This is a genomic window from Thermococcus sibiricus MM 739 (assembly GCF_000022545.1).
Lineage (GTDB): Archaea > Methanobacteriota_B > Thermococci > Thermococcales > Thermococcaceae > Thermococcus_A > Thermococcus_A sibiricus.
In genome coordinates, this window is the sequence record NC_012883.1 from 865,269 (window position 1) to 890,588 (window position 25,320).

The 25,320-nt window shown below is 41.0% G+C and carries 24 protein-coding genes and 1 tRNA gene; 10 read left to right on the forward strand and 15 right to left on the reverse strand.

The genetic code is table 11. The annotated features are described in order from the left end of the window. Positions 1-25 precede the first annotated feature (25 nt). From glyS to TSIB_RS04670, 4 genes are all read right to left on the reverse strand, one after another. Positions 26-1,732, reverse strand: a complete 1,707-nt coding sequence (glyS, locus tag TSIB_RS04655) for a glycine--tRNA ligase (protein ID WP_187146426.1) — start codon at positions 1,730-1,732, stop codon at positions 26-28. Positions 1,733-1,851: 119 nt separating this feature from the next. After that, positions 1,852-3,477: an acyl CoA:acetate/3-ketoacid CoA transferase gene (locus TSIB_RS04660; protein WP_148206167.1), complete on the reverse strand. Its 1,626-nt coding sequence runs from the start codon at positions 3,475-3,477 to the stop codon at positions 1,852-1,854. A gap of 124 nt (positions 3,478-3,601) precedes the next feature. Further along, positions 3,602-3,678 (reverse strand) — tRNA-Ala (locus TSIB_RS04665). Positions 3,679-3,724: 46 nt separating this feature from the next. Next, positions 3,725-4,381 (reverse strand): metallophosphoesterase family protein, encoded by a 657-nt coding sequence (locus tag TSIB_RS04670; RefSeq protein ID WP_015849233.1) that lies wholly within the window; start codon positions 4,379-4,381, stop codon positions 3,725-3,727. Positions 4,382-4,462: 81 nt separating this feature from the next. Here TSIB_RS04670 and TSIB_RS04675 point away from each other — a divergent pair, with 81 nt between their 5' ends. Next, on the forward strand, positions 4,463-4,792 hold the full coding sequence (locus TSIB_RS04675; protein WP_015849234.1) for a hypothetical protein: 330 nt from the start codon (positions 4,463-4,465) through the stop codon (positions 4,790-4,792). A gap of 48 nt (positions 4,793-4,840) precedes the next feature. Then, a complete protein-coding gene (locus TSIB_RS04680; RefSeq protein WP_048160317.1) occupies positions 4,841-5,854 on the forward strand; it encodes a deoxyhypusine synthase in 1,014 nt (337 codons plus the stop codon). Positions 5,855-5,867: 13 nt separating this feature from the next. Here TSIB_RS04680 and TSIB_RS04685 read toward each other — a convergent pair whose 3' ends face one another. Both TSIB_RS04685 and TSIB_RS04690 read right to left on the reverse strand, forming a co-directional pair. Then, entirely contained in the window at positions 5,868-7,208 is a 1,341-nt protein-coding gene (locus tag TSIB_RS04685; RefSeq protein WP_015849236.1) for an ATP-binding protein, read from the reverse strand. 119 nt (positions 7,209-7,327) lie between these two features. Next, positions 7,328-8,434 carry a hypothetical protein gene (locus tag TSIB_RS04690; RefSeq protein ID WP_015849238.1) on the reverse strand — a complete coding sequence of 369 codons (1,107 nt, stop codon included), beginning with the start codon at positions 8,432-8,434 and terminating at the stop codon, positions 7,328-7,330. 47 nt (positions 8,435-8,481) lie between these two features. Here TSIB_RS04690 and TSIB_RS04695 point away from each other — a divergent pair, with 47 nt between their 5' ends. After that, positions 8,482-9,327, forward strand: coding sequence for a rhomboid family intramembrane serine protease (locus TSIB_RS04695; RefSeq protein ID WP_015849239.1), 846 nt, complete (start codon positions 8,482-8,484; stop codon positions 9,325-9,327). 14 nt (positions 9,328-9,341) lie between these two features. Here the strand turns inward: TSIB_RS04695 and TSIB_RS04700 are convergent, their stop codons facing one another. The 3 genes from TSIB_RS04700 to TSIB_RS04710 all read right to left on the reverse strand — a co-directional run bounded on the left by TSIB_RS04700 (position 9,342) and on the right by TSIB_RS04710 (position 12,563). After that, positions 9,342-10,532 (reverse strand): molybdopterin molybdotransferase MoeA, encoded by a 1,191-nt coding sequence (locus TSIB_RS04700; RefSeq protein ID WP_015849240.1) that lies wholly within the window; start codon positions 10,530-10,532, stop codon positions 9,342-9,344. Positions 10,533-10,575: 43 nt separating this feature from the next. After that, on the reverse strand, positions 10,576-11,085 hold the full coding sequence (locus TSIB_RS04705) for a MogA/MoaB family molybdenum cofactor biosynthesis protein (RefSeq protein WP_048160318.1): 510 nt from the start codon (positions 11,083-11,085) through the stop codon (positions 10,576-10,578). Positions 11,086-11,180: 95 nt separating this feature from the next. Next, a complete protein-coding gene (locus TSIB_RS04710; protein ID WP_015849242.1) occupies positions 11,181-12,563 on the reverse strand; it encodes an ATP-binding protein in 1,383 nt (460 codons plus the stop codon). A 169-nt stretch (positions 12,564-12,732) separates the two neighbouring features. Between TSIB_RS04710 and TSIB_RS04715 the strand changes: the two genes are divergently transcribed. Both TSIB_RS04715 and TSIB_RS04720 read left to right on the forward strand, forming a co-directional pair. Beyond that, the gene (locus tag TSIB_RS04715) at positions 12,733-13,482 is read left to right on the forward strand and encodes a class I SAM-dependent methyltransferase (RefSeq protein WP_015849243.1); all 750 of its coding nucleotides are present in this window, start codon (positions 12,733-12,735) and stop codon (positions 13,480-13,482) included. 192 nt (positions 13,483-13,674) lie between these two features. Continuing rightward, complete coding sequence (locus tag TSIB_RS04720) at positions 13,675-16,335, forward strand: valine--tRNA ligase (protein WP_015849245.1); 2,661 nt, start codon at positions 13,675-13,677, stop codon at positions 16,333-16,335. A 57-nt stretch (positions 16,336-16,392) separates the two neighbouring features. On the opposite strand, the gene TSIB_RS04725 is transcribed toward TSIB_RS04720, so the two are convergent. From TSIB_RS04725 to TSIB_RS04745, 5 genes are all read right to left on the reverse strand, one after another. Then, complete coding sequence (locus tag TSIB_RS04725; protein WP_015849246.1) at positions 16,393-17,445, reverse strand: AAA family ATPase; 1,053 nt, start codon at positions 17,443-17,445, stop codon at positions 16,393-16,395. A 62-nt stretch (positions 17,446-17,507) separates the two neighbouring features. Beyond that, positions 17,508-18,638 (reverse strand): tRNA (guanine(9)-/adenine(9)-N1)-methyltransferase, encoded by a 1,131-nt coding sequence (trm10, locus tag TSIB_RS04730; RefSeq protein ID WP_048160843.1) that lies wholly within the window; start codon positions 18,636-18,638, stop codon positions 17,508-17,510. Between the two features lie 59 nt (positions 18,639-18,697). After that, positions 18,698-19,705, reverse strand: a complete 1,008-nt coding sequence (locus TSIB_RS04735; protein ID WP_015849248.1) for a hypothetical protein — start codon at positions 19,703-19,705, stop codon at positions 18,698-18,700. A gap of 75 nt (positions 19,706-19,780) precedes the next feature. Beyond that, a complete protein-coding gene (htpX, locus tag TSIB_RS04740; RefSeq protein WP_015849249.1) occupies positions 19,781-20,659 on the reverse strand; it encodes a zinc metalloprotease HtpX in 879 nt (292 codons plus the stop codon). Continuing rightward, complete coding sequence (locus tag TSIB_RS04745; RefSeq protein WP_048160319.1) at positions 20,650-21,204, reverse strand: adenylate kinase family protein; 555 nt, start codon at positions 21,202-21,204, stop codon at positions 20,650-20,652. The genes htpX and TSIB_RS04745 overlap by 10 nt, the downstream gene beginning before the upstream one ends. 137 nt (positions 21,205-21,341) lie before the next feature. On the opposite strand from TSIB_RS04745, the gene TSIB_RS10695 reads away from it, so the two are divergent. Continuing rightward, the gene (locus tag TSIB_RS10695) at positions 21,342-21,470 is read left to right on the forward strand and encodes a hypothetical protein (RefSeq protein ID WP_015849251.1); all 129 of its coding nucleotides are present in this window, start codon (positions 21,342-21,344) and stop codon (positions 21,468-21,470) included. Between the two features lies 1 nt (position 21,471). Here the strand turns inward: TSIB_RS10695 and TSIB_RS04750 are convergent, their stop codons facing one another. Further along, positions 21,472-22,689, reverse strand: coding sequence for a methionine adenosyltransferase (locus tag TSIB_RS04750; RefSeq protein ID WP_048160320.1), 1,218 nt, complete (start codon positions 22,687-22,689; stop codon positions 21,472-21,474). A gap of 293 nt (positions 22,690-22,982) precedes the next feature. On the opposite strand from TSIB_RS04750, the gene TSIB_RS04755 reads away from it, so the two are divergent. From TSIB_RS04755 to TSIB_RS04770, 4 genes are read left to right on the forward strand one after another with little or no spacing between them, the layout of a single operon-like run. Then, complete coding sequence (locus TSIB_RS04755) at positions 22,983-23,603, forward strand: translin family protein (RefSeq protein ID WP_048160321.1); 621 nt, start codon at positions 22,983-22,985, stop codon at positions 23,601-23,603. Next, positions 23,593-24,156, forward strand: a complete 564-nt coding sequence (locus TSIB_RS04760; RefSeq protein WP_015849254.1) for an endonuclease V — start codon at positions 23,593-23,595, stop codon at positions 24,154-24,156. The genes TSIB_RS04755 and TSIB_RS04760 overlap by 11 nt, the downstream gene beginning before the upstream one ends. Beyond that, positions 24,143-24,778 carry a DUF120 domain-containing protein gene (locus TSIB_RS04765; RefSeq protein ID WP_015849255.1) on the forward strand — a complete coding sequence of 212 codons (636 nt, stop codon included), beginning with the start codon at positions 24,143-24,145 and terminating at the stop codon, positions 24,776-24,778. Before TSIB_RS04760 ends, TSIB_RS04765 begins: the two co-directional genes overlap by 14 nt. Further along, positions 24,775-25,299: a hypothetical protein gene (locus tag TSIB_RS04770; protein ID WP_015849256.1), complete on the forward strand. Its 525-nt coding sequence runs from the start codon at positions 24,775-24,777 to the stop codon at positions 25,297-25,299. Before TSIB_RS04765 ends, TSIB_RS04770 begins: the two co-directional genes overlap by 4 nt. The last annotated feature ends 21 nt before the right edge of the window (positions 25,300-25,320 follow it).

Sequence of the window (25,320 nt, forward strand, 5' to 3'; positions counted from 1 at the left end):
ACAAGACAATGAAGAAAAGAGGAAATCATCCAAATATAAGCTCCCTTAACTTCTCTGGAAGCTCCTCTATTTTCACCCTAATCTGCTCTCTCGTATCTCTGTCTCTGATTGTTACAGTGTTATCTTCAGGGGTTTGATTATCTATTGTCACACAATAGGGAGTTCCTATCTCATCATACCTTGCATATCTCCTCCCAACGGTGTCTTTTTCATCATAAACTACTATGAATCCCTCTTTCTGTAGTGTTCGAAAGATCTCATAGGCTATGCTCGTAAGAGGTTCTTTTGCTACTAATGGTAGAACTGCAACCTCAATTGGAGCCATATCCTTCTTTATCTTTAGATAGACTCTACTATCTTCATCCATAACTATTGAATTCTCCAAAAGGAGATAGAAAGGCCTATCAATACCAAAGCTTGGTTCCAGCACGTGGGGTACTAACTTTTCACCATGTACTTTTTCTTCCACTTCTTTGATTATGAAGTCCTCTTTTTCAAGCTCATAGCCATCTAGAAATACTTTTCCAATTTTTTCAAGGCCTTCAAATATCTTCTTAAGCTCTTCTTGAGTCATCTCTTGTAGCTTCTGGTTGATCCTCTTTGCATCTCCTTTGAGTTTGGGCCCAACTCTTTTCATGTTAAGGGAAATTTTGAGCTTCTTAATTATTTTAGGTTCCTTGTAGTGTATCATAACAGTTAAGTCGGCCCCACTTTCTTTTACATGCCTGCTCAAATCATAGTTGCCTCTGTAGGCTATACCCACGCACTCTATCCATCCAAATCTTTCACTGTGAATCTCCACATCCCATGTATCACTTGAGTAGTGGGCCCTTTCCTCCGGTAATTGCTGTCTGAATCGTATTTTATTTGCTGGAATACCAATATCAAGAAGGATTCTTTTAACCATGGCCATATAGTAAGCAAAAAATGTGTTCATAACATATCCTTTCTTAACTGCCTCGTCAAGTGTGAGTTCAATCATTCCGAGGTTTTTAAGTTGATTCTCTATTGGATAGAATCTTAAAACTTCGTCTTTAACTTCTTCGAAATGTGGATGCTCCTTTTGTTTAGGATCAAAGAAAATCTCCACTTCTGCCTGAGAAAACTCTCTAAGTCTTAACATCCCCTGTCTAGGAGAAATCTCGTTTCTATAAGCTTTTCCTATCTGGAAGACCCCAAAAGGTAATTGATTTCTGGCGAAGTTGTTTAAGCGTTTGAAGTTTACAAATATGCCCTGAGCAGTTTCAGGCCTAAGATAACCTTTTTTATCTTTATAAGGTCCAATATAAGTCTCAAACATCAGGTTGAAGTACCATACATCAGCCAATTCTCCCCCACACTCAGGGCATTTTATATCATGTTCCCGGATTAGTTGAGTGAGATGTTCGGCGCTTAGTCCTTCAGTGTCAATCCCAAGTACCTCTTCAACAATGTGATCTGCTCTAAACCTTGACCCGCATTTTTTACACTCAGTCAAGGGATCTACAAACTTGTCCACATGACCAGAAGCTATAAAAACCTCTTCTGGAGTGATATCAGGAGTCTCAATCTCAAAGAAACCCTCTCTTATAAAAGCCTCTCTAATCTTTTTCTCAATTTTCCTTTTTATTATAGCTCCAAGAGGACCATAATCGTAAAAACCTCTCGCTCCACCATAGATTTCAAAACTACTCCATACAAAACCTCTCCTTCTCATTAAATCTTGAAGAGCCTCATACTTGTCCACCATTATCACCACCTTAATCCATGAGGGTGAATCATCTAAAAAAGTTTTGCCCCAATCTTTGAAAAAATGATAAAAGAGTTGAGCTCTCTCAAGATAAAACCAGACTTTTCAGTTTGGATATCAGCTCAAATCGTTTTTATATCCTCTTTTAATCCCATAAGACCCTTCTTAAATAGTCTTTCATCCATTTCGTCTAGTTTTCTACTAATTTTGGGTTGGAACTGCATCCTATCTAGGATGTCTTTGTCTACATCAATTCCCGGGGCATACTCCTCAAGAACAAGCCCTTTCTCTGTAAGTCTAAAAACTGCTCTTTCTGTAATGTAAATAACCTCTTGCCCTTTTTCCAATCCAAGTGCCGCATTATACACTATTTTATACACATTTTTAACAAACTTCTCAATCTCTCCATCCTTCACTATTTTGAGCTTTCCATTTCTTATCTCCAACTTCTTTTCACCTGCTGTAAAGTGGCCGGCAAAAAACATTCTTGGCGAACCATATGAAATTACAGGGAACCCTCCTGGACCCGGTAACCTACCAGGGAGCAGAGAGGGATTTACATTTCCCTTTTCATCTACTTCCATAAACCCTAGACTCGCTGCATCAATTACTCCCCCCTCATAGTTGGCAAATTGATCGGGCTGAGAAATTATGGCAAAAGGCCCAATAGAAGCTCCAAAGTCTGGTCCTTTTAGTGCAATCCCTCCAAATGGCCCAGATTCAACTGTTGTTAATACATACTCTTGAAGTCCTTCTTCTGTTGCAATTTCAGCAACTTCAGTGGGTATTCCTATGCCCAAGTTGACCAAAATTGGTTTTCCAAGCTTTTTCACAAGGTTTATCATTTCTAATAGAACCCGTCGTGCGATAACCTTCCGAGTATTTAACGGAGATTTTAAAGCCGGGTTCGAAGTAATTGGAGGAATGAGCTCTCCTGAGACTCTAGGATCGTAATGAATATTTGCACTTTGCATGTGGAACTCAGGAGGAGCCACAACAACATAATCTACAAGAGGGCCGGGTACTTTAATGTCTTGAGGATTTAAAGAGGGATATCGGGCAATTCTTTCCACTTGAGCGATTACAATACCTTTATTTGGTTCAGCTTTTGAAGCTTGAGCTAAATTAAGTATCTCCGTGAAACTTCCCTCTTTTTCTGTTGTGATATTCCCAAGTTCATCTGCTGTCGTACCCCTAATAAGAGCTACGGTTGGCTTGGGGGCCTGGTATAGCAGATATTCCCTCCCCTGAATGTTAACGACCTCAATCTTACACCTCTTTCTCTTTTTGGCCAATTCATTCAAATATCCTCCGTCCTCTCTTGGATCAAGAAATGTTCCAAGTCCAACCCTAGTTAATACACCAGGTAATCCCCTTGCAACTTCCCTGAAAAACCAAGAGGCTGTTCCAATCGACCAGGTGTACCCTTCGATTCTATTTTCTTGGATCATCTTTTGTAGTGTTGGAGACCAGCCAGGATAAGTAACCAAGATTCCGGACAAAAACTCTTGGTCAGGATCGTTGTATAGCTCTGTTGCGATCTTATCAAGAACTCTCCCTGGAGCTGTTGGTATTGGATTCACTTCAAGGAAGAGGCCTTTTGGATGGCCTGTTTGTTTATACCTCTCATAAAGTTTTAAAATGAGGTATTCCGGAGCCACTAAAAGGTTAAAACCTGAAATCGCGACTACTGAATTATCCGAAATTTTTTCAACGGCTTCTTCACTTTTTAGTATTTTTCTCATCATCCTTAATTCCTCCATAAGATGATAAACAACTGCTGAAGATGGTTATAATATACGCCAAAAGGAGTTTATATATTCATCCTTTAAACTCTTCTTCCAAGGGTTGAGAAACATTACCAAAAGAATATGGTGGACCGGGCGGGATTTGAACCCGCGGCCTCTGGCTTGCGAAGCCAGCGCTCTCCCAAACTGAGCTACCGGCCCATCCCGATTTTTATCTTTAAGGCCAACTTAAAAAGTTTTCCATCCATTAAAACCTCTCAAGAGTTATATCCTTCACTCTTTTCTCATTCTCATCAAAGTCTATTATAGCATAATGTCCTCTTGATAAAGGCCCAGGGTTTACAATAAGGGTTCTTCCGATCTCATCTATACCCATGGCCTCATGTATATGCCCACATATAACCAGTGGAGGGTGCTTCTCTTCAATAAACTTTCTTAAGGATTTGCTTCCTGCATGAGTTCCAACAAAAGTTTTGTCGACTTTAGTGTTCCTAGGTGGAGCATGGGAAAGTACTATGTCCCCGTCTTGGTAGTTTTCAACTAAGATTTCCCAGATTTCGTTTTCACTGAGTTCCCATATCGTGGAAAAGGGCGTTATGTTTGAGCCGCCTATTCCAGTAATGCCGACGCCGTTGAACTCTATCCTTTTGCCATGGAGATTTACATTGAGTTCCTCCAGCAGTTCGAGTGTATCTCTGCCATCGCAGTTCCCCATGACGGCATAGAAGGGTTTTTCAAAGCTTATGAACTCTTTTAAGATATTGTAAGCCGCTTCTTTGCCCCCAAAATGGGTTATGTCGCCGGCTATCAGGATAAGGTCAAACTCTTCGCCTTTAAGATGCTCCAAGATCTCTTTAACTTTATTCGCTCTGCCATGGATGTCTGTTATTGCTATTATCTTCATTCCACCACCCTTACAAAATACACGGAGAGGCTTAAATGTTTGGCGGTTAAATTTAAAACTTGAATTCCAATTCATAAATGTATGAGTGGGTGGAAAGAAATCCTAAAGAAAGAGGGAATTCTTGAGGTAGGGGATTTTATAATTGAGGTTAGCATAGAGTCCGAATGTCCATGCAAAGACGATAGTATTTATCCAGCAGTTCTTATATATGACATCAAGAACGAGGAAGTTTACTATCTTGATGAATCCTTCGAGCCCGTAAGCAACTTCAAAGAGGCCCTTGAGCAGGTCTTTGAATGGTTTGAACGGTATATAAATGGAGAGAAGCCTTTAATGAAGAGAAGCCCCAAGAAGAGCGCTCCGAAAGAGGTTATTCATAGATTCATGGAAGCCATAAAATCACTCAAGTAAAGAAAAAACTTTAAGTTCTCATAAAAATCCTCACTGGAGGTGCAAAATTTGGATCCAAAAAAGTCCGTTCTTAAAGAATCATCCACAGAGGGAATTGAGGAAATCCCGGTTGTTGGCCCGTGGCTTGAAGATGTGAGCAGTTTGGAGGAGGTCATCGATTATTATGAGAGAATAGGATTTCAGGCTACTCATTTAGGAAAAGCTATTGAAATCTGGAAGAAGGTCGAAGCAAAAAGGGCTAAAGGGGAGGAAGTTAGGGTCTTTTTGGGATACACTTCCAACATAGTTTCTTCCGGCCTGAGAGAGATTATAGCATACCTCGTTAAGCACAAAAAGGTTGATGTAATAGTAACAACGGCTGGAGGAGTTGAGGAGGATTTCATAAAGGCCCTAAAGCCGTTTATCCTCGGTGAATGGAGTGTGGACGATGCGAAAATGAGAGAGAAGGGAATAAACAGAATCGGCAACATATTCGTGCCTAATGATAGATACATCGAGTTCGAGAAGCACATGATCCCATTCTTTGAGAGACTTTTGGAAATCGAGAGAGAAGAAAAGAGGGCTTTAACTGCAAGTGAGATTATCTATAAGCTCGGAAAATACATGGACGAGAAGCTTGGGAAGGAAAAGGAGAAGAGCATCTTATACTGGGCTTACAAGAATGACATTCCGATATTTTGCCCGGCTTTAACCGACGGTTCCTTTGGAGACATGCTCTACTTTTTTAAGGAAGAAAGAGGAGACAGGGAGCTTATTATAGACATTGCCAACGACATAGTGAAGCTCAACAACCTTGCAATCACGGCAAAAGAAACCGCTTCAATAATCCTTGGTGGCTCTTTCCCAAAGCATGCCATAATAAACGCAAACCTCTTCAGAGGAGGAACGGATTATGCTATCTACATCACTACCGCTGTCCCGTGGGACGGTTCGCTAAGCGGTGCACCGCCAAGTGAAGGGGTAAGCTGGGGCAAGATAAAGGCAAAAGCAGACTACGTTGAAATATGGGCCGATGCAACGCTGGTCTTCCCAATTTTGGTGTGGAAGGTTATGAAGGGGTAATTGCAAGCTCTTTTTAAACTTCTTTAAAGTCCTTCAAGTCCCACACGAGCAAGCCTTCGTTTTTTAGCTCTTCTTTCCCTTTTATCCTTTTTGCCACAAGCCCATAAAAGTTCTCCCACTCTTCAAGCCCAACCAGTTTTGCTTTCCTCTCCAGATCCTTCAAAATACCTCTGGCTTCTCTCTCGCTTAGTTCTTTCCACTTAACTTCAACCAGCAAACCCTTCCTCTCGCGCTCGTTCAGAGCCAGCAAATCGACTTCCTCACTCTTATACCACCAGCGGCCGATTTTCATAAAGCGGAAAGGCAACTTTTTAGCTTTGTTCAGCTCAACAAGGAACTGCTTTGCAATCTTCTCGAAAACAGGACCGAGGTAGTGGTTGTAGTCCCGCTGTATCTCACTTACATCAAATACGCCCTCCTCTATGAGCGAGAGGTTTGGATAGATGAAGCGAAACCAGAAGGCGATGAAATTATCTGCAACGTAGTAACGGCCCCGCTTGGAGTTTGGTTTTTCCGTCAGGGGTACTTCTCGCACAACTAGACCAGTCTCGATTAGATTCCTGAGGTATGGGGTTATCTCCGAGTGCTTCATCCCCGTGAAGTCCCTTATCTCTTTGGGCGTCGTCTTGCCGAGGGCTATGGCTTCGAGTATTCTCCTGTATGTTTTTGTCTCCGTGAACTCGTACCTCAGCAGGAAATCGACCTCGTCACGGAAGAAGCTCACGGGGCTCTTCAGCTCCCGGTCGAGCCACTCCCAGAAGGGAAGTCTGACCTGTGCTATGTAGAAGGGAATCCCATCCGTCATGCCGTAGACCTCTACAAGCTCCTCCCAGCTTGCGCGGGGAAAGAACCCCTTGAGGTGGAAGAACTTCAGCGGTTTGAGCTTCATGGAGCCCGTTCTCCTGCCGTAGAGGGGGCTTTTGTAGCTGAGGACTTTCTCCGTCATCATACTCACAGAAGATCCTAGGAGGATGAGCTTCGTGTTTGAGTTAACCAGTTTGGTATCAATGACTCTCTGGAATATGCTCAAAACTGCGGGGTTTTCATTTATGAGGTTTGGGAACTCATCTATGATAATGATTTTGTCCCTTAAAGCGTGAAGAAGCGCCTCCCAATCCTCATGGACATACCTTATCTCCGGAAAGACCCTTTCGGCGGTTTCCTTGAAGTGCCTCAAGTTGTCGCCTTCAACGGCGAGATAATAAACGTGGGGAAAGTCTCTCACGGCTTCAAGGACTAAGCGAGTCTTCCCAACACGCCTCCTGCCGTAGATAACGATGAGTTCAAACCCATCGCTTGAGAGCCTCTCTTTAATTGCCTTGAGTTCTTCCGTCCTATTCACGAAGTTAGCCATATGATAATCACCATTATGATAATTGATATTATCATTTTAAACCTTTTGCTAAAGTGATAAGTGGGATTATGATAATTGTGATTATCATGTTGTAAAAACCTGCAGAACTCTTTTTATTCTTATTCTGTTTTTTCTTTCTCAGAAGGAGCACTACTAGTTTTTTCTTGAGCTTCAGTTATGACCCGAGTTTGTTCTTGTTGGAGAAGCCAAGATTCATATTTAGGATTAGGCTGGAATTCGTAGAACTCCCAGAAGTGCTTTTTAGTCTTCTTAATAGTAATCCATGCAAGTATTTCCAAGAATTTTTGACTATACTCATCTATTTGTAATTTCTCAGATTTGTAGCGTAGTTCATCAGCAAGCTCAAGAAGTTTGTACAATTGAGTTTTCAAAATATTGCTTGCTTCATGTTTGTTAGAGTACGGGATAAGCCATAAAAACACTATAAAATACACAGCTGCCATGACTATAATAGCAACACCAACGTTACTATTGTTTTTAAGATTCTGGTAGGTTATGCGGAACCATAGAAAAAGACCTATCGCGAGGAGGATTGTTGAGATGCCCAACAGCAAGTTTACTAGGGATTTGGATCTTACTACTGGCTTACTCTTATGGGCTTGATTGGGAGAGAGCATGTCTGAAATTTGATATCCAACGAAATATCCTTGTATGGCACCTAATATATGGATACCCACCACAGTAAGGATGTACCATTCAATAAGTCTTTTGACTTCATTTTGGCCAGTGACCAACAATGCAAACACTATCCCTCCGAGAATCACACTAATAGACAAGTATAACAAAGAAATCCACTTGATTGGAACTATGAACTGAAGTTTGTTAAGGTCCGAAATGAGTTTCTTGTATCTTTGAATGGAATTTCTACGTTCTTCATTACGTAAAGATACATTAATGAGGTCCTTCAAGAGTATTATGGAAAATACGAGATAATAAAGGAGCATCGCAGCTAGAATTGATGTCAATACGTTTAACATGTTAACTACAACCTGAAAATTCGCCATGAACGGGGCAATAGATATTAGAGTTGTGATGAGTGTTATCAAATACCGGTTGGGGCTCTCCGTTTCAATGAGCCGAACTTTTAGAGAAAGATAATGAATTTCTTTTTCAATTTCGGCTAACAACTCCTCTTTCGTCATGCTCAGGCAAGGCCTGTTCTCTATGTCTGTTCGTTCGTTTAAGTCGATTTGTTTCCACCCCATACCTTTGTATATAAACCCTTATAAATCCTTTACGCTAAGGTTTAATTATGTCCATACTTAGCAGAGAAAGACGACACTTTGTAATCATGTACCTTATGATACTTCTTACGCTTATCTCTCTGCACTTAGCTCCTTTTACTCTCCAAGAAAAGCTTGTAATGAACTACCAAGAGTTCTCTTTTTCAAATCCAGGAGACTGGATTAGATTATACACAACGCACTTTGTTCATGTGAACTTTGGTCATTTGCTAGGAAATTTAATCATATTCATAGTGATCTTCCCAACTCTATACTTCTTGGCCGAAGCTGGAAAAGATGTAGGACTTTTCAAAAGGTTCTTAGTTTTCGTTTTTCTAATCCTCCCCCCAATACTCTCTATTGTCGATTTGCTTGTAATGAGACGATATGATCTCCGCTATGGAATGGGATTTTCAGGGATAGATTCTGCACTGATTGGGGCTGTTCCATATTTTTCATCAAATATGCTGAGTAGGAAATTCAACTTCAAACTTCCACCATTGATGTTCTCAAACTCGTTTATGCTCATTACAGGTGGTTTAATCTCCATCATCTACTCCATTTTTGTGATCGGTATTCCACTGCTTATTGGAGGCATCCTCTTGTTAGTTTATACTGTTTCAAAGGCCTTCAGGGAGTACGATTGGAATTCCTTGGGCAAAGAAGCTCAAAAGAGAAAAGTTGTTATTAGAAATTTCATTCTGGCAATCTCTCTCTTGATCGTCGGAGCAATATGGGCAGCATTCCCAAGAAATCTACTCGGAGAAGCTGGCTTGGTAAATATTTTCATTCATTATCTTGGATTAGTGAGCACTCTCTATCTGTTTCCGGTAATAGAGGAACTCCATACTAAAAACTTAATAAAAAGGAGCTGAATGGATAGTGACTTTCAGTACAACACCACCCAGACCTCTTCCCCTTCTTTGTATCCTTCGCTGTCCTCGGGGATCTCAAGGTAGGCGTTGCTCTCAACTAGTGCGCTCATTATTCCGCTTCCCTTCTTTTTGATAGGCACTGCCTCGCCGTTTTCATAGTAAACCTTCACGAATTCATGTCTCCCGAGAGATGACGGGACTTTTTCTTTAAGTCTCGCCTTAACTTTCGTAGGTTTATAGTTTGCTCCGGAGAGCTTTGCAAGGGCATATTTAACGTAAAGGTGGAACTGGGCAAAAACCGCTGCCGGATAGCCGCTCATCACGAAGATCCTCTCGCCGTAGCCTATTGGTCTTCCCGGTTTTATTGTCGTTCCGTGGAAGAGCAGGTTAACGAATTTATGGGCATAATCTTTTTCCCCAAAGGCGCTGCCCCCAGTTATGAGAACGAGGTCGCATTCACATTTTGCCCTTTCGAGAGTTGCTCCAATTAGCTCTTCATCATCTGGTATTACACCATAAAAGATGGACTCGCCGAAATACTGTCTAATAAGGGCCTTCAGCATCGCAGAGTTGCTCTCTAGGATTTTTCCCTCGTTTAAGGCCTCTTCATCGGGTTCTTCAATAAGCTCATCGCCCGTTACTATTATTCCTACTTTGGGCCTCCTTTTTACTGTGACCCTCTTAATTCCAATCCCCTTTAGCAAACCTAAGTCTTGGGGTCTTAAAATCTGGCCTTTCTTGAGAACGACTTCTCCTTTCTTCACGTCTTCTCCTTTGAAAGCAACGTTTTGTCCCGGGGCCACGGGTCTAAGAACGTAAATCTTATTCCCTTCTCTCTTCACCTTCTCCTGCTCGATGACCGCATTGGCCCCTTTTGGCATTTTGTTGCCAGTCATGAGTTTTACCGCTTTTCCATTGCTAACTTCTTTTTTGCTTTCCATTCCCGCTGTTATCTCGTCAATAACTTCAAGTTCTACAGGAGAATATTCCCTGGCTTGAAAAGTATCTTCTGCCCTAACTGCATACCCATCAACTGCAGAGCGATCAAAGGGAGGTAAGTCTATCAGAGAAATAACGTCCTCAGCAAGAACCCTCCCAAGAGCATCGTCAAGGGGAAGTTCTTCGATTTCCTCAATCTCCTTTATGTCGTTTAACATCATCTCAAGAGCTTCTCTGTAGGGTGTTAGCTGTTTAAATTCCCTCATACCATCACCTTCTAACTTTTAAGTTATAAGTTAAAACTTCCAACTATTCCCTTGCATGCTTTAGAATATGGTAAGCTTCTCGTTTTATTATCTCAAGAGCAGTTTTCACAGCATTTAAACTTCCTGGGAGGCAAAAAACAATTTTGCTCTCCTTGTCTCTTATTATTCCAGCTGTTGCTCTACTTAGCACTGCTGCAGTTCCTACCTCTTCATAACTTTTCAATCTAAAAATCTCACCAAAACCCACAAATTCTTCATCAAAAAGAGGCCTCAAAGCCTCAATTGTAATATCCCTTCTCGTTATCCCTGTTCCACCAGTAGTTATCACAATGTCGGCCTTTTCTAGGGCTTCAATTACGGCTTTTATTATCTTGAGCTTCTCATCAGGGACAACTGCATAGTAAACGTTATCATTTCCCTCTTTTTTCAATTCCTCAATTATGTAATATCCACTCAGATCCTCTCTCTTTCCGAGGCTTGCCGTGTCGCTGACGGTTATAACAGCAAACTTAAACTTCTTAGGGGCCTTTGCCTTGTGTTCCTCATGAGACATTTTTACACCACCGTTTAACATTATGCAGAAAGTTTAATAATCTTTTCACATTGGATTGCTTCTTGAAAACCTCACCCATTAAAGTGAAAAGCAAATCAGGTCCTAATCAAAGCTTCAAAATCTTCCAAATCCCAAACAAACCATCCTTCACTTCTTAATTTGTCTTTTTTCTCAATACTTCTTCCAACCAGTCCATAATCCTCCTGCCAATTTTTTAAATCCAGAAGTTGGGCTTTTTTTGTTAACTCTTTCAAAATCTTCCTGGCCTCACCTTCACTTACATCCTTCCATTTAACCTCAACAAGCAAAGCCTGTCTTTCACGTTCATTTAGTGCAACAAGATCGATTTCCTCGCCCTTATACCACCACCGACCAATTTTAGTAAAGCTGAGAGGTAACTTATCCATCTTGTTAAGCCTAGCTAAGAACTGTTTCGTGACTTCTTCAAAAACTACGCCGAGATACTGATCAATATCCTCCATGACTAATTTTACTAATGCATTTCCCTGTTCCATCTCAATCAAGTCAATATTGGGCTGAACATAGCGGAACCAAAATGCAAAGTAGGGGTCGTTTATGTAATATTTTCCTTTCCTGCTCTTCCAGCTTGCTGTTACTGGTACTTCCCGCCTCACAAGATCGAGATCGATGAGGACTGAAAGATATTTCCCCACAATAGCCCTATTAAGTCCAGTTTCACTCATAATTTCTCCAAGTGAAGTTTTTCCTTTTGCTATTGCTTCCATAATGGCAAAATAATTTCGAGGTTCATCAAGCTCTTCCCGTAGAATGAAGGGGGCATCTTGATATAAGAAAGAATCACTTCTGAAGTAATTTAGGAGATTCTCTTCAATGCTCTTCTTTCCATCAAACTCGAGCAAGTACGCAGGACTTCCTCCAAGTACCCCATAGGCCCTCAAAAAGTTCTCAGGAGAATATTTGGGCAAAAATTCTCTCGCATTGAAGAAATCCATTGGCTTGAGCTTAAGTTGGGCAGTTCTCCTACCATATATCGGGCTCTTATAACCAAGAAGCTTCTCCATCATGCTTACAGATGATCCACATATTATCAGAAAAATCTTGCTTTTGGAGAGTTTTAAATCCCAGTATTCTTGAAGAATCGATGGGAGGGCTTTGTTGCCCTTTACAAGATATGGAAATTCGTCTATAGCAACAATGATTCTTTCTTTTGACTTTTGATGCAGGTACTCAAAGAAAGCATCCCAACTTTGGAAGGGATTTTTTCTAAGAATATCATCATTAAAGTAATTCGCTAGTCTATCAGAAAAACGTCTCAAATTCTCAGTCTCACTTGTCTCTCTCGCTAGGAGATAAATTCCTCCATATCGTCGGATCAGTTCTAAAATAAGTGCAGTCTTACCTATTCTTCGTCTTCCATAAAGCACCACAAATTCTGCCTTGTTACTTTTTACTCTATCGGCAAGAAGTTTAAGCTCTGCCTTCCGATTTATGAACATTATTTACTCACCAGTAATTTACTTGTAAGTAAACTATTTAAAAGTTTCTATTTTTCTGAGTCAACTAGAGCTTAAAATTCTAACTCTTCTCGTCGTGAAAGGTAATGACTTCAAAACGAGAAAGTAAGTCTTTTAAGCAATTAAAACCTCATAAATTAAAGGTGGTTCTATGCATGAGCTTTATACTGTTTTAGCTGAGTACTACGACGCCATTTACCGAAGACGGGCCGAGAGAGTTGGAGACGAGATTGACTTTGTTGAAGAAATATTCAAAGGGGATGCCAAGCGAGAGGTGAAGAAGATTTTAGATCTGGCCTGTGGTACAGGAATCCCAACACTGGAACTTGCTAAAAGAGGTTACGAAGTTGTAGGCATGGATCTGCATGAAGAGATGCTTGAAGTTGCAAAGAGAAAAGCCAAAAGAGAGGGATTAACCATCGAGTTCATTCAGGGGGATGCCCTTGAGGTAAATTTTGAACAAGAATTTGATGCAGTGACAATGTTCTTCTCCAGCATTATGTACTTTGACGAAAAGAACCTCAAAAAACTGTTTAACTCAGTGATCAAGGCCCTTAAGCCCGGAGGGGTCTTTGTTGCAGATTTCCCCTGCTGGTTCTATGGAGGGAGTGATGGCCCAATAGTGTGGGACGAGAGCACAGATGAGGAGAAATTAGTGATCACAGACTGGCGAATAGTCGAACCAGGACTCCAAAAACTACACTTCAAGCGGCTTGTCCAAATACTCAAGCCAAACGGAGAAACCAAATCATTTTTTGTTGATGATATACTCAACATATACACTCCAAGGGAAATAAGGCTACTTGCTAAGGAATCCTTTAATGATGTCAAAATCTATGGCCACTTAAAAAGAAGACTTGATCCAAATGACAGAAGGTATTGGCTTATTGGAATAAAGTAAACTTTTTAAACTTCAAACTCTCTTTATTTTCTGGTGGTGCATATCGTCAATCAGTACATCTATTGTTAAATTTACTGAAAAAAGATTCTTGTTTTTCTGGTTAGTGAACTTTTTATCAGCACCACCAAGAGGATTAACCTTTTTAAGGCACGCTTTTGATAGGTTAAACATCTTCAAAAGAGGTGAAAGAAGATGCTTTCAAAGAGCTATGATCCAAATGAAATAGAGTCTAAATGGCAGAAATTCTGGCTTGAAGAGGGAATATACAAATACAGGCTCGACGAAAAGAGGCCGGCCTATTCTATAGACACTCCTCCCCCGTTCACGAGCGGAACGCTGCACCTCGGGCACGTGCTTAGTCATACGTGGATAGACATAGTAGCTAGATACAAGAGAATGAGAGGTTATAATGTCCTCTTTCCGCAGGGTTTTGACAACCACGGCCTTCCAACGGAACTCAAAGTAGAGAAAGAGTTCGGAATAAGCAAAGATCAACCCGAAGAGTTCCTTAAGAAGTGTATAGAATGGACCTGGCAGGCCATTGAGGCCATGAGAAATCAGTTCATCAGAATAGGTTATTCAGCAGATTGGGAATTAGAATATCATACGATGGATGATGAGTACAAAGCTTTAGTGCAAAAGTCCCTTCTTGAGTTCTACAAGAAAGGCCTTCTTTACCAGGACAAACATCCCGTTTATTGGTGTCCAAGGTGTAAGACAAGCTTGGCAAAGGCTGAAGTAGGGTATGTGGAAGAGGATGGTTACCTTTACTACATCAAGCTCCCAATTGCCGGGGAAGAAGATTACATTCCAATAGCTACTACAAGGCCCGAGCTTATGCCGGCATGTGTGGCTGTCTTTGTCCACCCAGAAGATGAGCGCTATAAGAATAAAGTGGGTAAAAAGGTAAAGCTCCCAATTTTTGAGAGAGAGGTACCAATAATAGCTGATGAAGACGTGGATCCTGAATTTGGTACCGGAGCCGTTTATAACTGTACCTATGGTGATGAACAAGACGTATTATGGCAAAAACGTTACAACCTGCCTGTGATTATAACCATAAATGAAGATGGCACTATGAATGAAAATGCCGGCAAGTATAAGGGACTAACAGCAGAACAAGCAAAAGAAGCGATAGTGAAAGATCTGGAAGAAATGGGCCTCCTTTATAAGAAGAAGCAGGTGCACCACCGTGTTCTTAGACACACTGAAAGAAGTTCATGCAGGGCCCCTATCGAACTATTACCCAAGAAACAGTGGTTTATAAAAGTAAAAGAGCTTACCGATGAAATAGTGAAGGTGTCAGAGCAAATAAGGTGGTACCCACCAGACATGTTCCTAAGACTAAAGGATTGGGCCGAGAGTATGGATTGGGACTGGGTAATAAGCAGACAGAGAGTTTTTGGGACTCCAATTCCATTTTGGGTATGTAAAGACTGTGGCGAGATAATCCCTGCAAGAGAGGAAGACTTACCAGTGGATCCAAGATTCAACGGAGCACCTGTAGATAAATGTCCCAAATGTGGAAGTACCAACCTAGAAGGGGTAAAAGACGTTCTTGATTGTTGGGTGGATTCATCTATAACCCCGCTTGTAATAAGCAAATGGCAAAAAGATGAAAAATGGTTCAGTCACAACTTCCCCACATCCCTAAGACCTCAAGGGACAGACATCATACGAACATGGGGTTTCTATACAATCTTCAGGACTTACATTCTAACTGGAGAGAAGCCTTGGGACGATATACTCATCAATGGTATGGTGGCAGGCCCAGATGGAAGGAAAATGAGCAAGAGTTATGGAAACGTGGTTTCACCGGAAGAAGTGATTCCAAAATATGGTGCTGATGCATTAAGACTTTGGACAGCCCTGGCCCCACCTGGAGAGGATCATCCATTCAAGTGGGAAATCGTGGACTACAACTACCGCTTCCTCCAAAAGTTATGGAACATCTTCCGTTTTGCAGAAAGACATATCAAAGACTTTGATTACGAAGAGTACAAAGATATAGAACTCGAACCCCTTGACAAGTGGATACTCTCTAGACTTCACCGTTTAATAAAATTTGCCACCGAAGAACTCGAAAAGTACCGCTTCAACCTTCTCACTAGAGAATTAATGACCTTTGTATGGCACGAGGTTGCAGATGACTACATAGAGATGATAAAGCACCGCCTATACGGAGAGGATGAGGAGAGCAAGTTAAAGGCCAAGATGGTTCTCTACGAGCTCCTGTACAACATAACACTGCTCCTCGGACCCCTTGCACCCCATATAACGGAAGAGCTCTACCAAGAGATGTTTAAAGACAAGGTCGGAGCCAAAAGCGTGCACCTCCTAGAGTGGCCAGAATACAGAGAGGACAGAGTAGATGAAGAAGCAGAGAGGATCGGAAAGTTTGCCAGTGAGATAATTGGAGCAATGAGAAGATATAAGAACTCCCATGGACTGGCTTTGAATGCTAAACTCAAACACGTGGCAATTTATGCAACGGACAGCTACGAAATATTGAAAGCCCTCGAAAGGGACATTGCTGGAACAATGAACATCGAAAAGCTCGAAATAATCAAGGGCGAGCCAGAACTTGAGGAGAAGATTGCCGAAATCAAGCCGAACTTCAAGACCGTTGGACCAAAATACGGAAAGCTCGTGCCAAAGATAACAGCTTACCTCAAGGAGAACGCCGAGGAGGTTGCAAAGGCTCTCAAGGAGGTAGGAAAGGTAGAGTTCGAGGTCGACGGACAAAAGGTAGAGCTTGGCAAGGATGACATCGTGCTCAGGAAGGCAGTGTTCAGTGAAGGGGAAGAGGTAGAGACCGCGGTAGTAGAGGACGCGGTCATAGTGTTCTTCTGAACCATACTTTTTTATTTGGTGGTACTGTAAGTAGCTTACGGGGGCATAAGTCAAGGGTCAGCTTTTCAACATGGTCGCCACAACGGGATCCGCTATTTTGTATCTCTCATCTTCTTCAACTATCCAGCTCATCTTTTTTAAATTCTCAATAAGCGCATACAACCGGGGATCAGATATGTTGTCCCCCCTAACCTTTAAATAGTCCCTTATGAGGCTCCATCTGTTGTAGCCGAGGGCTATGCTCTTCAAGATCTCAACATACCTGGGACTTCTTTTCTTCAGTTCCTTTAGTTCTCCAACTACAAGGCCTCTTGCGATTTCAAATGTTCTCTGAATGGCCTTTTCAAAGTTCCCATTTTTTAAGTATTCCACTCCAAAGATTACGAGCCAGCCCGGTACCCCATCCAAAATCTCCACGGCTTTTTTTATTTCCTCTTCATCAATCTCAACTTTGGCTTCGTTAAATCCATACTTAAGGAATTCGATGGACGTTTTTTTGTCAAATGGCTTCATTATAATCTCTCCGCCGGGTCTTCCATAAAGGGAACTCTCATAGTTAGTTATACTGAGGAAGTCATGAAGAAGCCCGATTTCTGAGCCTGTTAGTATAAGTCTCAAGTTTGGAAGGTTATCATATGCGTAGGCAAACAATGCTAAAAGTTCTCTTCCACCCCTCGATCCATAAAATCGAAGGTATTGAGCCTCGTCAAAGGCTATTATGAATTTCCCTGTTTTTTCTCCAATTCTGTTTAACTCTTCGAAGATCTCTCTTAAAGAAAGCTCTCCGGGCTCTATTGTTAAGAACTTCAAGTTAACTGATATTTTAAATTTTGATGTTATCTTATTTAGCAATCCTGCTTTTGATTGAAGGTTTCTTATGAGATCTTCCTTCGTTAGATATCCGCTTTCTGCGTACAAATTTCTGCAGTCAATTAAAATTCCGGGATTTTCATTGAGATATGCTCGCAGAATAGAACTCTTTCCAACTCTCCTAATGCCCAATATGATAGTCATTGGATACACTTCTACGCTTTTTTCGAGATCTTTAAACTCTTTTTCTCTATCAAATATTTCCTCTCTTCTGTTCTTTGGTCTCAGATCAAACAACACTTACGCCACCGTAAGTAACTTACGGTATCATAAGTTATAAATCTTTCGAAATTTACATGTAATTAACAGTTATAGCAGAGCATCATAGCTCTTTTCAGCAGAATAACCCTGTAAAGCTTGCCGTTGATTATCCTAGGGCTTGAAATCTTGTTTAGTTGCTGGATTCTTTTCCTCTCAAGGGCTACGAAGTTGAGCTCCCTTAAAACCTGGACAAAATCTTCCCACCTTATGTTGAGCCACTTTGAGTATTCATTGAAGAGCTCCTTTTCAACGACCAAGAACTTCTTTCCGTCTATTAAAAACCTTTTCTTGTGTTTTGGCAGCTCTTTCCTTAACCTCCACTTTGCGTGAAGTGGTGACTGGACTTCCAGAACTGCATCATCCATGGGTTTACCCTCCAGAATCATTTTGAGAACAATCTCGAGAATGAGGTTTATTCTATCGGGGACACCAATTATATCCCCCCTCAGCGAAATCTTTCTTCTCAGGACTTTTATTCCCCTCTTTTCAAGCTCTTCTCCTATTTTAGGCGTGGTTTTCTTCTTTGTTCCCCCGGTATCGACAATTCCCCCAATTATAAATGCCTCAGTGGAGAAATCGTTTTCACTAAGGTCTTTGTCAGCCCATGGGTCGAGGAGAACAACCCTCTCTATTCCTTCTTTTTTGAGAAACTCCCACGTTGCTCCCTCGTAGGCGGTAACCTTCTCTAAGGGGAAGTTTGCTAGTTCCTTAAATTCCTCGTTAACCCATGTAAGCGCTAACCTGTCTCCCCACAGGTAGTCTCTTATTATACCATAGCTTTGAGATGCTTGAAGGGCCACTTTCTTCTTTTCTTTCTCTCTGTGCTTTTCCCAATGCATGAAGTCAATTATAAAATACGGCCACTTTTGCTGGCAAAGTCTTTCTCTGAGGTCTTTACCTTCAACAACAATTTCAAACTTTTTTAGATGCGAGGAATTTAATGGCAGATATGCAAAAAGAGCACCTTTTGTTGGCTTTCCTTCCAAATCCCAGGCTATCGTCGTTGGCTCATTTACCTTCACGATTACGCCTTTTCCCTCAAGAACCGCTATGGCTATCTCTTGCAGTGGTCTGCTGGAGTCTCTCTTGGGGATTCTCCTCGATAGGCTTCCGACCTTGTCAATTCCCTTTTCCTTGAGAAGTTCTTTGAAAACATCACTGAGCTTTTTCATGGCCATCGTTTTGAGCTTGGAAGAGAGTTTTTAAGGCTTTCTCTCGAAAGGTTGAATGACTATTCATTCCTTAACACTATTGCCTGAACGTATTCTCCAAAATCTTCTTCCACTTTTTGGAGGGTCTCTCTGCTGAAGTTTGGAACGTAAATAAATACCAGATGTTCTTCCTCCTCTGCAAGGTACCCTTTTTCCTTTGCAATTGCCAAGATTTCCTGATTAAGCCTCGTCTGGTTATGTCCATACTTTTCAAAAAACTCCCATGGGTAAAGGTAAACGTAAGGGCTGCCAATCACTTCGAGCGCTTCTTTTGGAGGAACCGCATAAAGAACCTTAACCCAACCATCTCTGTAAATATACATCTCTTCTCTTTTCTCGGAGTCTTCGTGAAGAACCCAGAGAGGCTTGTGAGAGAGGTCAAAGGTATATACACCTGTTCTTTTTCCGGTCCAGCTATCTGCCAGAACGGTTACCTTAACTCTTTGGTAGTCTTTCAAAAACTTGATTTCAAATTTTGGAAATGTAAGATCATCGGTACACATAACGGATGCAGGATTGCACTTCCACAGCTTAAAGGTGAGCTTTAGCTCCTTTCCTTCTTCTTCACACGCCAGCAGCTTGAGATAGTACATCCCGCTTGTTCCAAAGCTTGTGTGTATTATAACATCTCCATTAATGGTCCCGGCCCGAGTGTGAGTATAATTAATATGGCAAGCAGGTTCAGGAGCCGTGAAATCCTCGTCGTATTCTCCCCGGACTTCTATTTTAACGGCCTCTGGAGGAATGCCCATCTCTTCAATGGCTTTCATTAAAGCTTCTTTGTCTCCATAGGGGCTTATTGCAATATGAATGTAATTGTCTCCTGCAAGGCTATCCTTCCCGAGCCATATAGCCCCGATTCCATAGCTCGAATTCGCCGCTAAACGTTCAATCTTCACCCTCCAGAGAGCAAGATCATTCTCGTCCCACGATTGAGAGGTATTATTATCAGTGAAAAATTCCCTAACTACATAGTATGCCGGGAGAAGGAGCAATGCTAAAATGACTACCAACACCAATCGTTTCATTGTTCATTCCCAAGCGAAAACTCTCCTTCAAAATATAAAGGGATTTCGATGGCTTCAAGAAAATTAGAAATGAAATCAGAAGGCAATTCCCATGTTTTCTGCAATCTTCCTAAGCCTTTCAATTCTTTTCTGTGTTGGTGGGTGTGTGGAGAATAACTCTGCAAAGCTGACTCCTCTGAATGGGTTTATTATAAACATGTGCGCCGTTGCTGGATTACCGTTTTTGATAGGCCTCATTGAAACAGCATGTTCAATCTTCTCAAGGGCCCTTGCCAATGCCCATGGTTTTCCACTTATCTTTGCTCCTGTTTCATCTGCCAGATATTCTCTTGCCCTGCTTATCGCCATCTGGATGAGCATTGCTGCTATTGGAGCCAAAACTATTAGGAGTATTGCACCTAATGCGCCGCTCGCATCTCTATCTCTATCTCTTCCTCCAAACCCTCCGAGCCAGAGCATCCATCCGGCCCATCTTGCTACCATCATTATTGCCCCGGCCATAACAGCGGCCAAAGTTTGAATCAAGACGTCCCTGTTTTTGATGTGACTTAACTCGTGAGCTATAACTCCTTCAAGTTCATCTCTGTTTAATATCCTCAAAAGCCCTTGAGTTACTGCCACCACAGCATTTTTTGGGTTTCTTCCTGTGGCAAATGCATTTGGTGTTTCAGTTGGTACAATTGCAATCTTGGGAGTGGGGATTCCAGCTTCCTGAGCCAATCCTCTCACTATCTCATAAAGCTCAGGAGCTTCATCTTCCTCTAAAATTCTTGCTCGATACCAAGTTAAGACGATCTTGTCACTATACCAGTAGCTGAAGAAATTCATCACTAATGCGAACATGAAAGCAAACATCATACCAGTTTCGTTACCCAGAACATACCCTATCGCCATTAAGAGACCGGTTAAAAAGGCCATAAGCACTCCGGTTCTCAGCCACATGCCTAGACCCATTCATCATCACCTCCAAGATTGAGATATGGGATTATATCATCATAAACTTTACCCCAGTCCACAATACCTATTTTTCTTTTTATTCCTCTTTCCAGTAAACTCAAGATCTCATTAACCACTTCCTCGGGGGTTTTGTTAGTAGTGTCCACTTCTATAATAGCTTCATTCTCATCAAGGGCTTCTAAAAGGCACACATCAACAAGTTCAGCTTCCACATTTTCACTTATCTTCTCCTTGGTGTATCCTCTTTCTTTTAACCGCTCTCCAATGAGTTTGGGATGTGCCCGGAGTATGATAATCTGATCTACTGGCATTAAATGGCTTAAGTGTCCGTCTAATACAGTGTTCCGATTTTTTAGTTTTTCCTTCACATAATATGCAAGTTTATCGAACTCGATCTCCAACTCATCTCCTCTTATCTCGCCAATTCTATGCTTAAGAGCAAATTCTCTCAAATCAACGTAATCATAACCCATTTTTTCTGCAAGGAGTTTTGCCACAGTGGTCTTTCCAACTCCCGGTGTTCCACTCACGGCTATGAGCATTTTCTCACCTCCCACCATAATTTATTAACTTAAGGTTTTTAAAGATATGCTTTTTTACGTTAATTGCCGATTATTTGATAGGCATTAAACGAAAAATTTTTAAATGATGAATGCATATATCTTCTGGTGACTGCTTGATGAAAGATGACAAATTGCTGCAAAAAAAGCTTGAAATTATTAAAAAACAAAAGGAGAAACTAATGCTTGAGGAAGCTAGGATCTTGAGAATCCTTATGCAGAAAAAGATGAAAGGAAGCATAAGTTAAATCAGAAGACGTTGATTTTGTCTTCCAATATCATTTTTTGGATTTTTGTTATATTTGCTAACCACTCATCTGCTATCTCGTATGTCTGTCTTTCAAATTGTTCAACTTTGTAACCTGGTTTTGGAATAGCTTGTATACTTGCCACAAGAGGTTCGTCAATAGGTTTCCCGATCTGGCTGAGAATCCTCACATATACTTCTTGGACACCTTCAACCTCTTCTGCAATATCCCTTGCTATTAAGTTGGCAAGAATGTTGTATATTTTACCCACATGGCTAACTGGATTCTTGCCACCTGCTGCTTCCATACTCATGTGTCTGTTTGGAGTTATTAGACCATTAACTCTGTTACCCCTTCCAACGCTTCCATCGTCGCCGGCTTCTGCGGAGGTTCCAGTTACTGTTATGTAGTAAATATCCTTATCTGGATCATCCGCAGTATTAACGTATATGTTCACGTCTCTATTCGTGTATTTAGAAGTTAATTCTTTAATAGCATTATATATACCCTCTTTAACTTCCATATATTCCTGTGGATTCTGAACCTCACTATCAACTATTGCAGCCGCTATTGTGAGGTCAATCTCTTCTCCCTTCCTAAGGCCCATAACCTTAATGTCTTCTCCAACAGCTGGCCACTTCTTCTTAAACTCCTCACTGTTTAGTAACCTTTCAGTTTCGAGTACTATCTTCTCAGTCTCACTAAGAGGAGCATAACCTACCCCAAATGAGGTATCATTTGAAAGAGGAATTGGATTTTCCTTAACCTTATTAAAAACTCCAACTAAATCCACACTCCCCTGACCAATCCTCGAATCGATTATTACATGATTATCAACGTCCAAATGTCTAACTCTCTTCTTGAGGTAGTTCTTCGCAGCCCTAATAGCAACTTCATGAACAGGGAACATTTCTTTATCAACAAATTCCACAGCTCTACCCGATAGAAGGATATATATCGGCTTTATTACCTCTCCGCCTCCAAATCTTGGATAGGCCCTTCCACCAACAACTTCCACTTGATCTGTGTTGTGGTGGAGAATAATTCCATATCTTCTTATATATTCCCTTGATAGGGCCCTACTAACAGCCTCAGCAATTCCATCGGCAATACTATCCGGGTGGCCTATTCCCTTTCTTTCTACAAGCTCCACCTTTTGCATTTCAATTGGAGTCCTCACAAGCTCTTCAACAATGATGTTTCTATTCTTTTTGACCATGATCATCACCTCAATGGATTCTTCTGTGCATAGCTCTGAAAGTTCCTTTATATATTTTTCGGCATGATATCAGGGCAAATATATAACTGTTAGTTATTTTCTCACAGAAAGCAAATTTTGAAAAGTTGATTATGGATCTAATCTGCCTGTTTCTGTGAGTGAACTATCCCGCCCTTTCGGAAGGGGTCTTTCCGCCCGATGATGAAAATACCTCATAAGAGGAGGATAAGACAAGCTACATTCACAACTGAAGGTTTTTATTCCTCTATGTTTAAAATGTTTTGGTGATGCTAATGAATATTTCTGAAATAATCAACGAAATAAGAAAGGTTCTAGATGAAAAAGATGAGATGCGAGAAAAAGCACTCCGACTCACTAGGGATATTGTTAGGCTAAGTGGTGATTGTATAAAGGCCCTTCACCGAGGAGATCTCGAAATCGCTGAAGAAAGATTGAAAATGGCTGAAAAGTTGGTGAGTGAATTGAAAGAGATACTCACAGAGCATAAAGATCTTTATTTCACCGGTTACGTCCAAAATGCCCATCAAGAGTATGTAGAAGCCAATCTCTTCTACCACTATCTTCTGGATGAAGAATTCCCACATCCAAAAGAAATCGGAATTCCAGAGACAGCTTATGCCTTAGGTATAGGAGATTTCATTGGAGAGTTAAGAAGGTACTTTCTAAATCTTTTGTTGAATGACAAAATCGAGAAGGCCCAAGAAGTGTATGCATTCATGGAAAAACTCTACGACGAGCTTGCCACGCTGGAATATCCGAAAGGATTAGTGAATATAAGGCAAAAACAAGATCAAGCTAGATATATTCTCGAACGAACTCTCGAAGATCTTACCCGTGCCAAAATTAACAAAAATTTAGAGAAAAAACTCGAGGAGTGGAGAAATGAACCTTAAAAAAATTGCAGAGGTCCAGAGAAAGCTAAGTAAAAGAATCGTGGAGAAACCTCAGGATATTTCAAAAATTAAAACTATTGCTGCAGTTGATGTGTCATATAAGGGAAATAAAGCTAAAGCTGCATTTGTTCTCTGTTCCTTCCCTTCTTGTGAAGTTTTGAAAACAAAGACCATTGAAACAGAAGTCGCCTTCTCATATATTCCAACTTATTTTTTTCTAAGGGAAACTCGGCCGATTTTGTTATTGTTAAAAGGAGAGCAGTTCGATTTACTAATTGTGGAAGGACATGGAAAAGCCCATCCCCGCGGATATGGATTAGCTTCCCATATAGGCCTCCTAATTGGGAAACCAACCATTGGAATTGCAAAAAGGCCCCTTCCAAATTCGATAGGGGAATGTGTTAAAATTGGAAAAGCTTATGTAAGTGTTGGCAACTTAATTGACTTAAACTCTGCGAAAGAGATAGTGAGAATAATAAATGAAGGGGACTACCCAAAACCCTTAAAGATTGCAGATAAATTTTCCAAAGGTGCTGGAGATGGAGGAACTTAAACTGCTCATATCAATTGCAAAGCGGGGAGGCGTTGGGGAGAAGGTTAGAATAACCTTGAGGGAACTTTCTCAAGAAATTGGAACTTCACCACAATCAGTTATGCGGAAGCTTGAAGCTTTGGAAAAAGAAGGATATGTAATCAAAGATACTTCCGGAAAAAGAACGCTTGTTGAAGTAACTTCTTCAGGAATTCAACTTTTGGAATCTATTTTTGAAGAAATAGGCAAGATACTCTATGGAAACTACATTGTTGGAGAGGTAGTGTCCGGAGTAGGTGAAGGGAAATATTATGTAGAACAATATAAAGAGAGAATAAGGGAATACCTTGGCTTTAGGCCATATCCTGGAACTTTGAACATCTTAGTGGTTTTCCCCAAGACGATTTATGAGGCTCTTTACAATGTTGAGCCCATAACAATACCTGGATTCTCAAAAGATGGAAGAACGTTTGGAGATGTAAAGGCATACAAAGTAAGAATAAATGGGATTGATGGGGCAATAGTGGTTCCTTCAAGAACAATTCATCCTCCTAAAGTTGCAGAAATTATCGCCCCCGCATGCCTTAGAAAAAAACTCAACCTAAAAGATGGTTCCAAAGTTAAAGTGGAGGTTATAAAGTGAGAAAAAGGATTCTCTCATCTTTTAGGTATAGCGGGCTTGGTTTAACCATAAGTTTCTTGATAATACTCCTTATTTATCCCCCTTATACCTCCACAAGAGAATTACTTCCAATTTATGGATTAGGTCTATTCTTCGGTGCACTCTTTGGCCTTTATAAAGGAAAGGCAAATGCGGGGAGGTATGCTTTTATAGTTGGATTTATTCTGACCCTCCTCCTTCATGTACTATGGATCAAAACAGAATTTTCTTTAACATATTCTTTCTCACTTCTCGTGGTAGTAGTCTTTGTTATGGGACTTATTTCGCCGGAAGATTCTTTAGATATCTCCATTGTGCCATTTGCATATTTTGGTGGTTTTATACTTGCCAATTTGTTATTTATGAATTTTAACATGTATGCTATTGATGGAGCCGTTCAAAGCATAATTCTCACCGGAATCGCTGGAGCCGTAATTGCAACAGTGGTGATTTTTTTGAAATCATTCCTCGAAAATACTGCAAAACTCAGTGCGAAAATTTAAAAGGATAAAGTACGAATTTTA

Excerpts from the sequence above, each read along its gene's own strand:
- TSIB_RS10695 (WP_015849251.1), top strand. The coding sequence starts at position 21,342 with ATGAAAGATGACAAATTGCTGCAAAAAAAGCTTGAAATTATTAAAAAA.
- trm10 (WP_048160843.1), bottom strand. The coding sequence starts at position 18,638 with ATGAAAAAGCTCAGTGATGTTTTCAAAGAACTTCTCAAGGAAAAGGGA.
- TSIB_RS04690 (WP_015849238.1), bottom strand. The coding sequence starts at position 8,434 with ATGGGGTGGAAACAAATCGACTTAAACGAACGAACAGACATAGAGAAC.
- TSIB_RS04760 (WP_015849254.1), top strand. The coding sequence starts at position 23,593 with ATGAACCTTAAAAAAATTGCAGAGGTCCAGAGAAAGCTAAGTAAAAGA.
- TSIB_RS04710 (WP_015849242.1), bottom strand. The coding sequence starts at position 12,563 with ATGTTCATAAATCGGAAGGCAGAGCTTAAACTTCTTGCCGATAGAGTA.
- TSIB_RS04695 (WP_015849239.1), top strand. The coding sequence starts at position 8,482 with ATGTCCATACTTAGCAGAGAAAGACGACACTTTGTAATCATGTACCTT.
- TSIB_RS04750 (WP_048160320.1), bottom strand. The coding sequence starts at position 22,689 with ATGGTCAAAAAGAATAGAAACATCATTGTTGAAGAGCTTGTGAGGACT.
- TSIB_RS04670 (WP_015849233.1), bottom strand. The coding sequence starts at position 4,381 with ATGAAGATAATAGCAATAACAGACATCCATGGCAGAGCGAATAAAGTT.
- TSIB_RS04720 (WP_015849245.1), top strand. The coding sequence starts at position 13,675 with ATGCTTTCAAAGAGCTATGATCCAAATGAAATAGAGTCTAAATGGCAG.
- TSIB_RS04735 (WP_015849248.1), bottom strand. The coding sequence starts at position 19,705 with ATGAAACGATTGGTGTTGGTAGTCATTTTAGCATTGCTCCTTCTCCCG.
- TSIB_RS04675 (WP_015849234.1), top strand. The coding sequence starts at position 4,463 with ATGAGTGGGTGGAAAGAAATCCTAAAGAAAGAGGGAATTCTTGAGGTA.
- TSIB_RS04745 (WP_048160319.1), bottom strand. The coding sequence starts at position 21,204 with ATGCTCATAGCCGTGAGTGGAACACCGGGAGTTGGAAAGACCACTGTG.
- TSIB_RS04700 (WP_015849240.1), bottom strand. The coding sequence starts at position 10,532 with ATGAGGGAATTTAAACAGCTAACACCCTACAGAGAAGCTCTTGAGATG.
- TSIB_RS04715 (WP_015849243.1), top strand. The coding sequence starts at position 12,733 with ATGCATGAGCTTTATACTGTTTTAGCTGAGTACTACGACGCCATTTAC.
- TSIB_RS04755 (WP_048160321.1), top strand. The coding sequence starts at position 22,983 with ATGAATATTTCTGAAATAATCAACGAAATAAGAAAGGTTCTAGATGAA.
- TSIB_RS04660 (WP_148206167.1), bottom strand. The coding sequence starts at position 3,477 with ATGATGAGAAAAATACTAAAAAGTGAAGAAGCCGTTGAAAAAATTTCG.
- htpX (WP_015849249.1), bottom strand. The coding sequence starts at position 20,659 with ATGGGTCTAGGCATGTGGCTGAGAACCGGAGTGCTTATGGCCTTTTTA.
- TSIB_RS04685 (WP_015849236.1), bottom strand. The coding sequence starts at position 7,208 with ATGGCTAACTTCGTGAATAGGACGGAAGAACTCAAGGCAATTAAAGAG.
- TSIB_RS04705 (WP_048160318.1), bottom strand. The coding sequence starts at position 11,085 with ATGTCTCATGAGGAACACAAGGCAAAGGCCCCTAAGAAGTTTAAGTTT.
- TSIB_RS04765 (WP_015849255.1), top strand. The coding sequence starts at position 24,143 with ATGGAGGAACTTAAACTGCTCATATCAATTGCAAAGCGGGGAGGCGTT.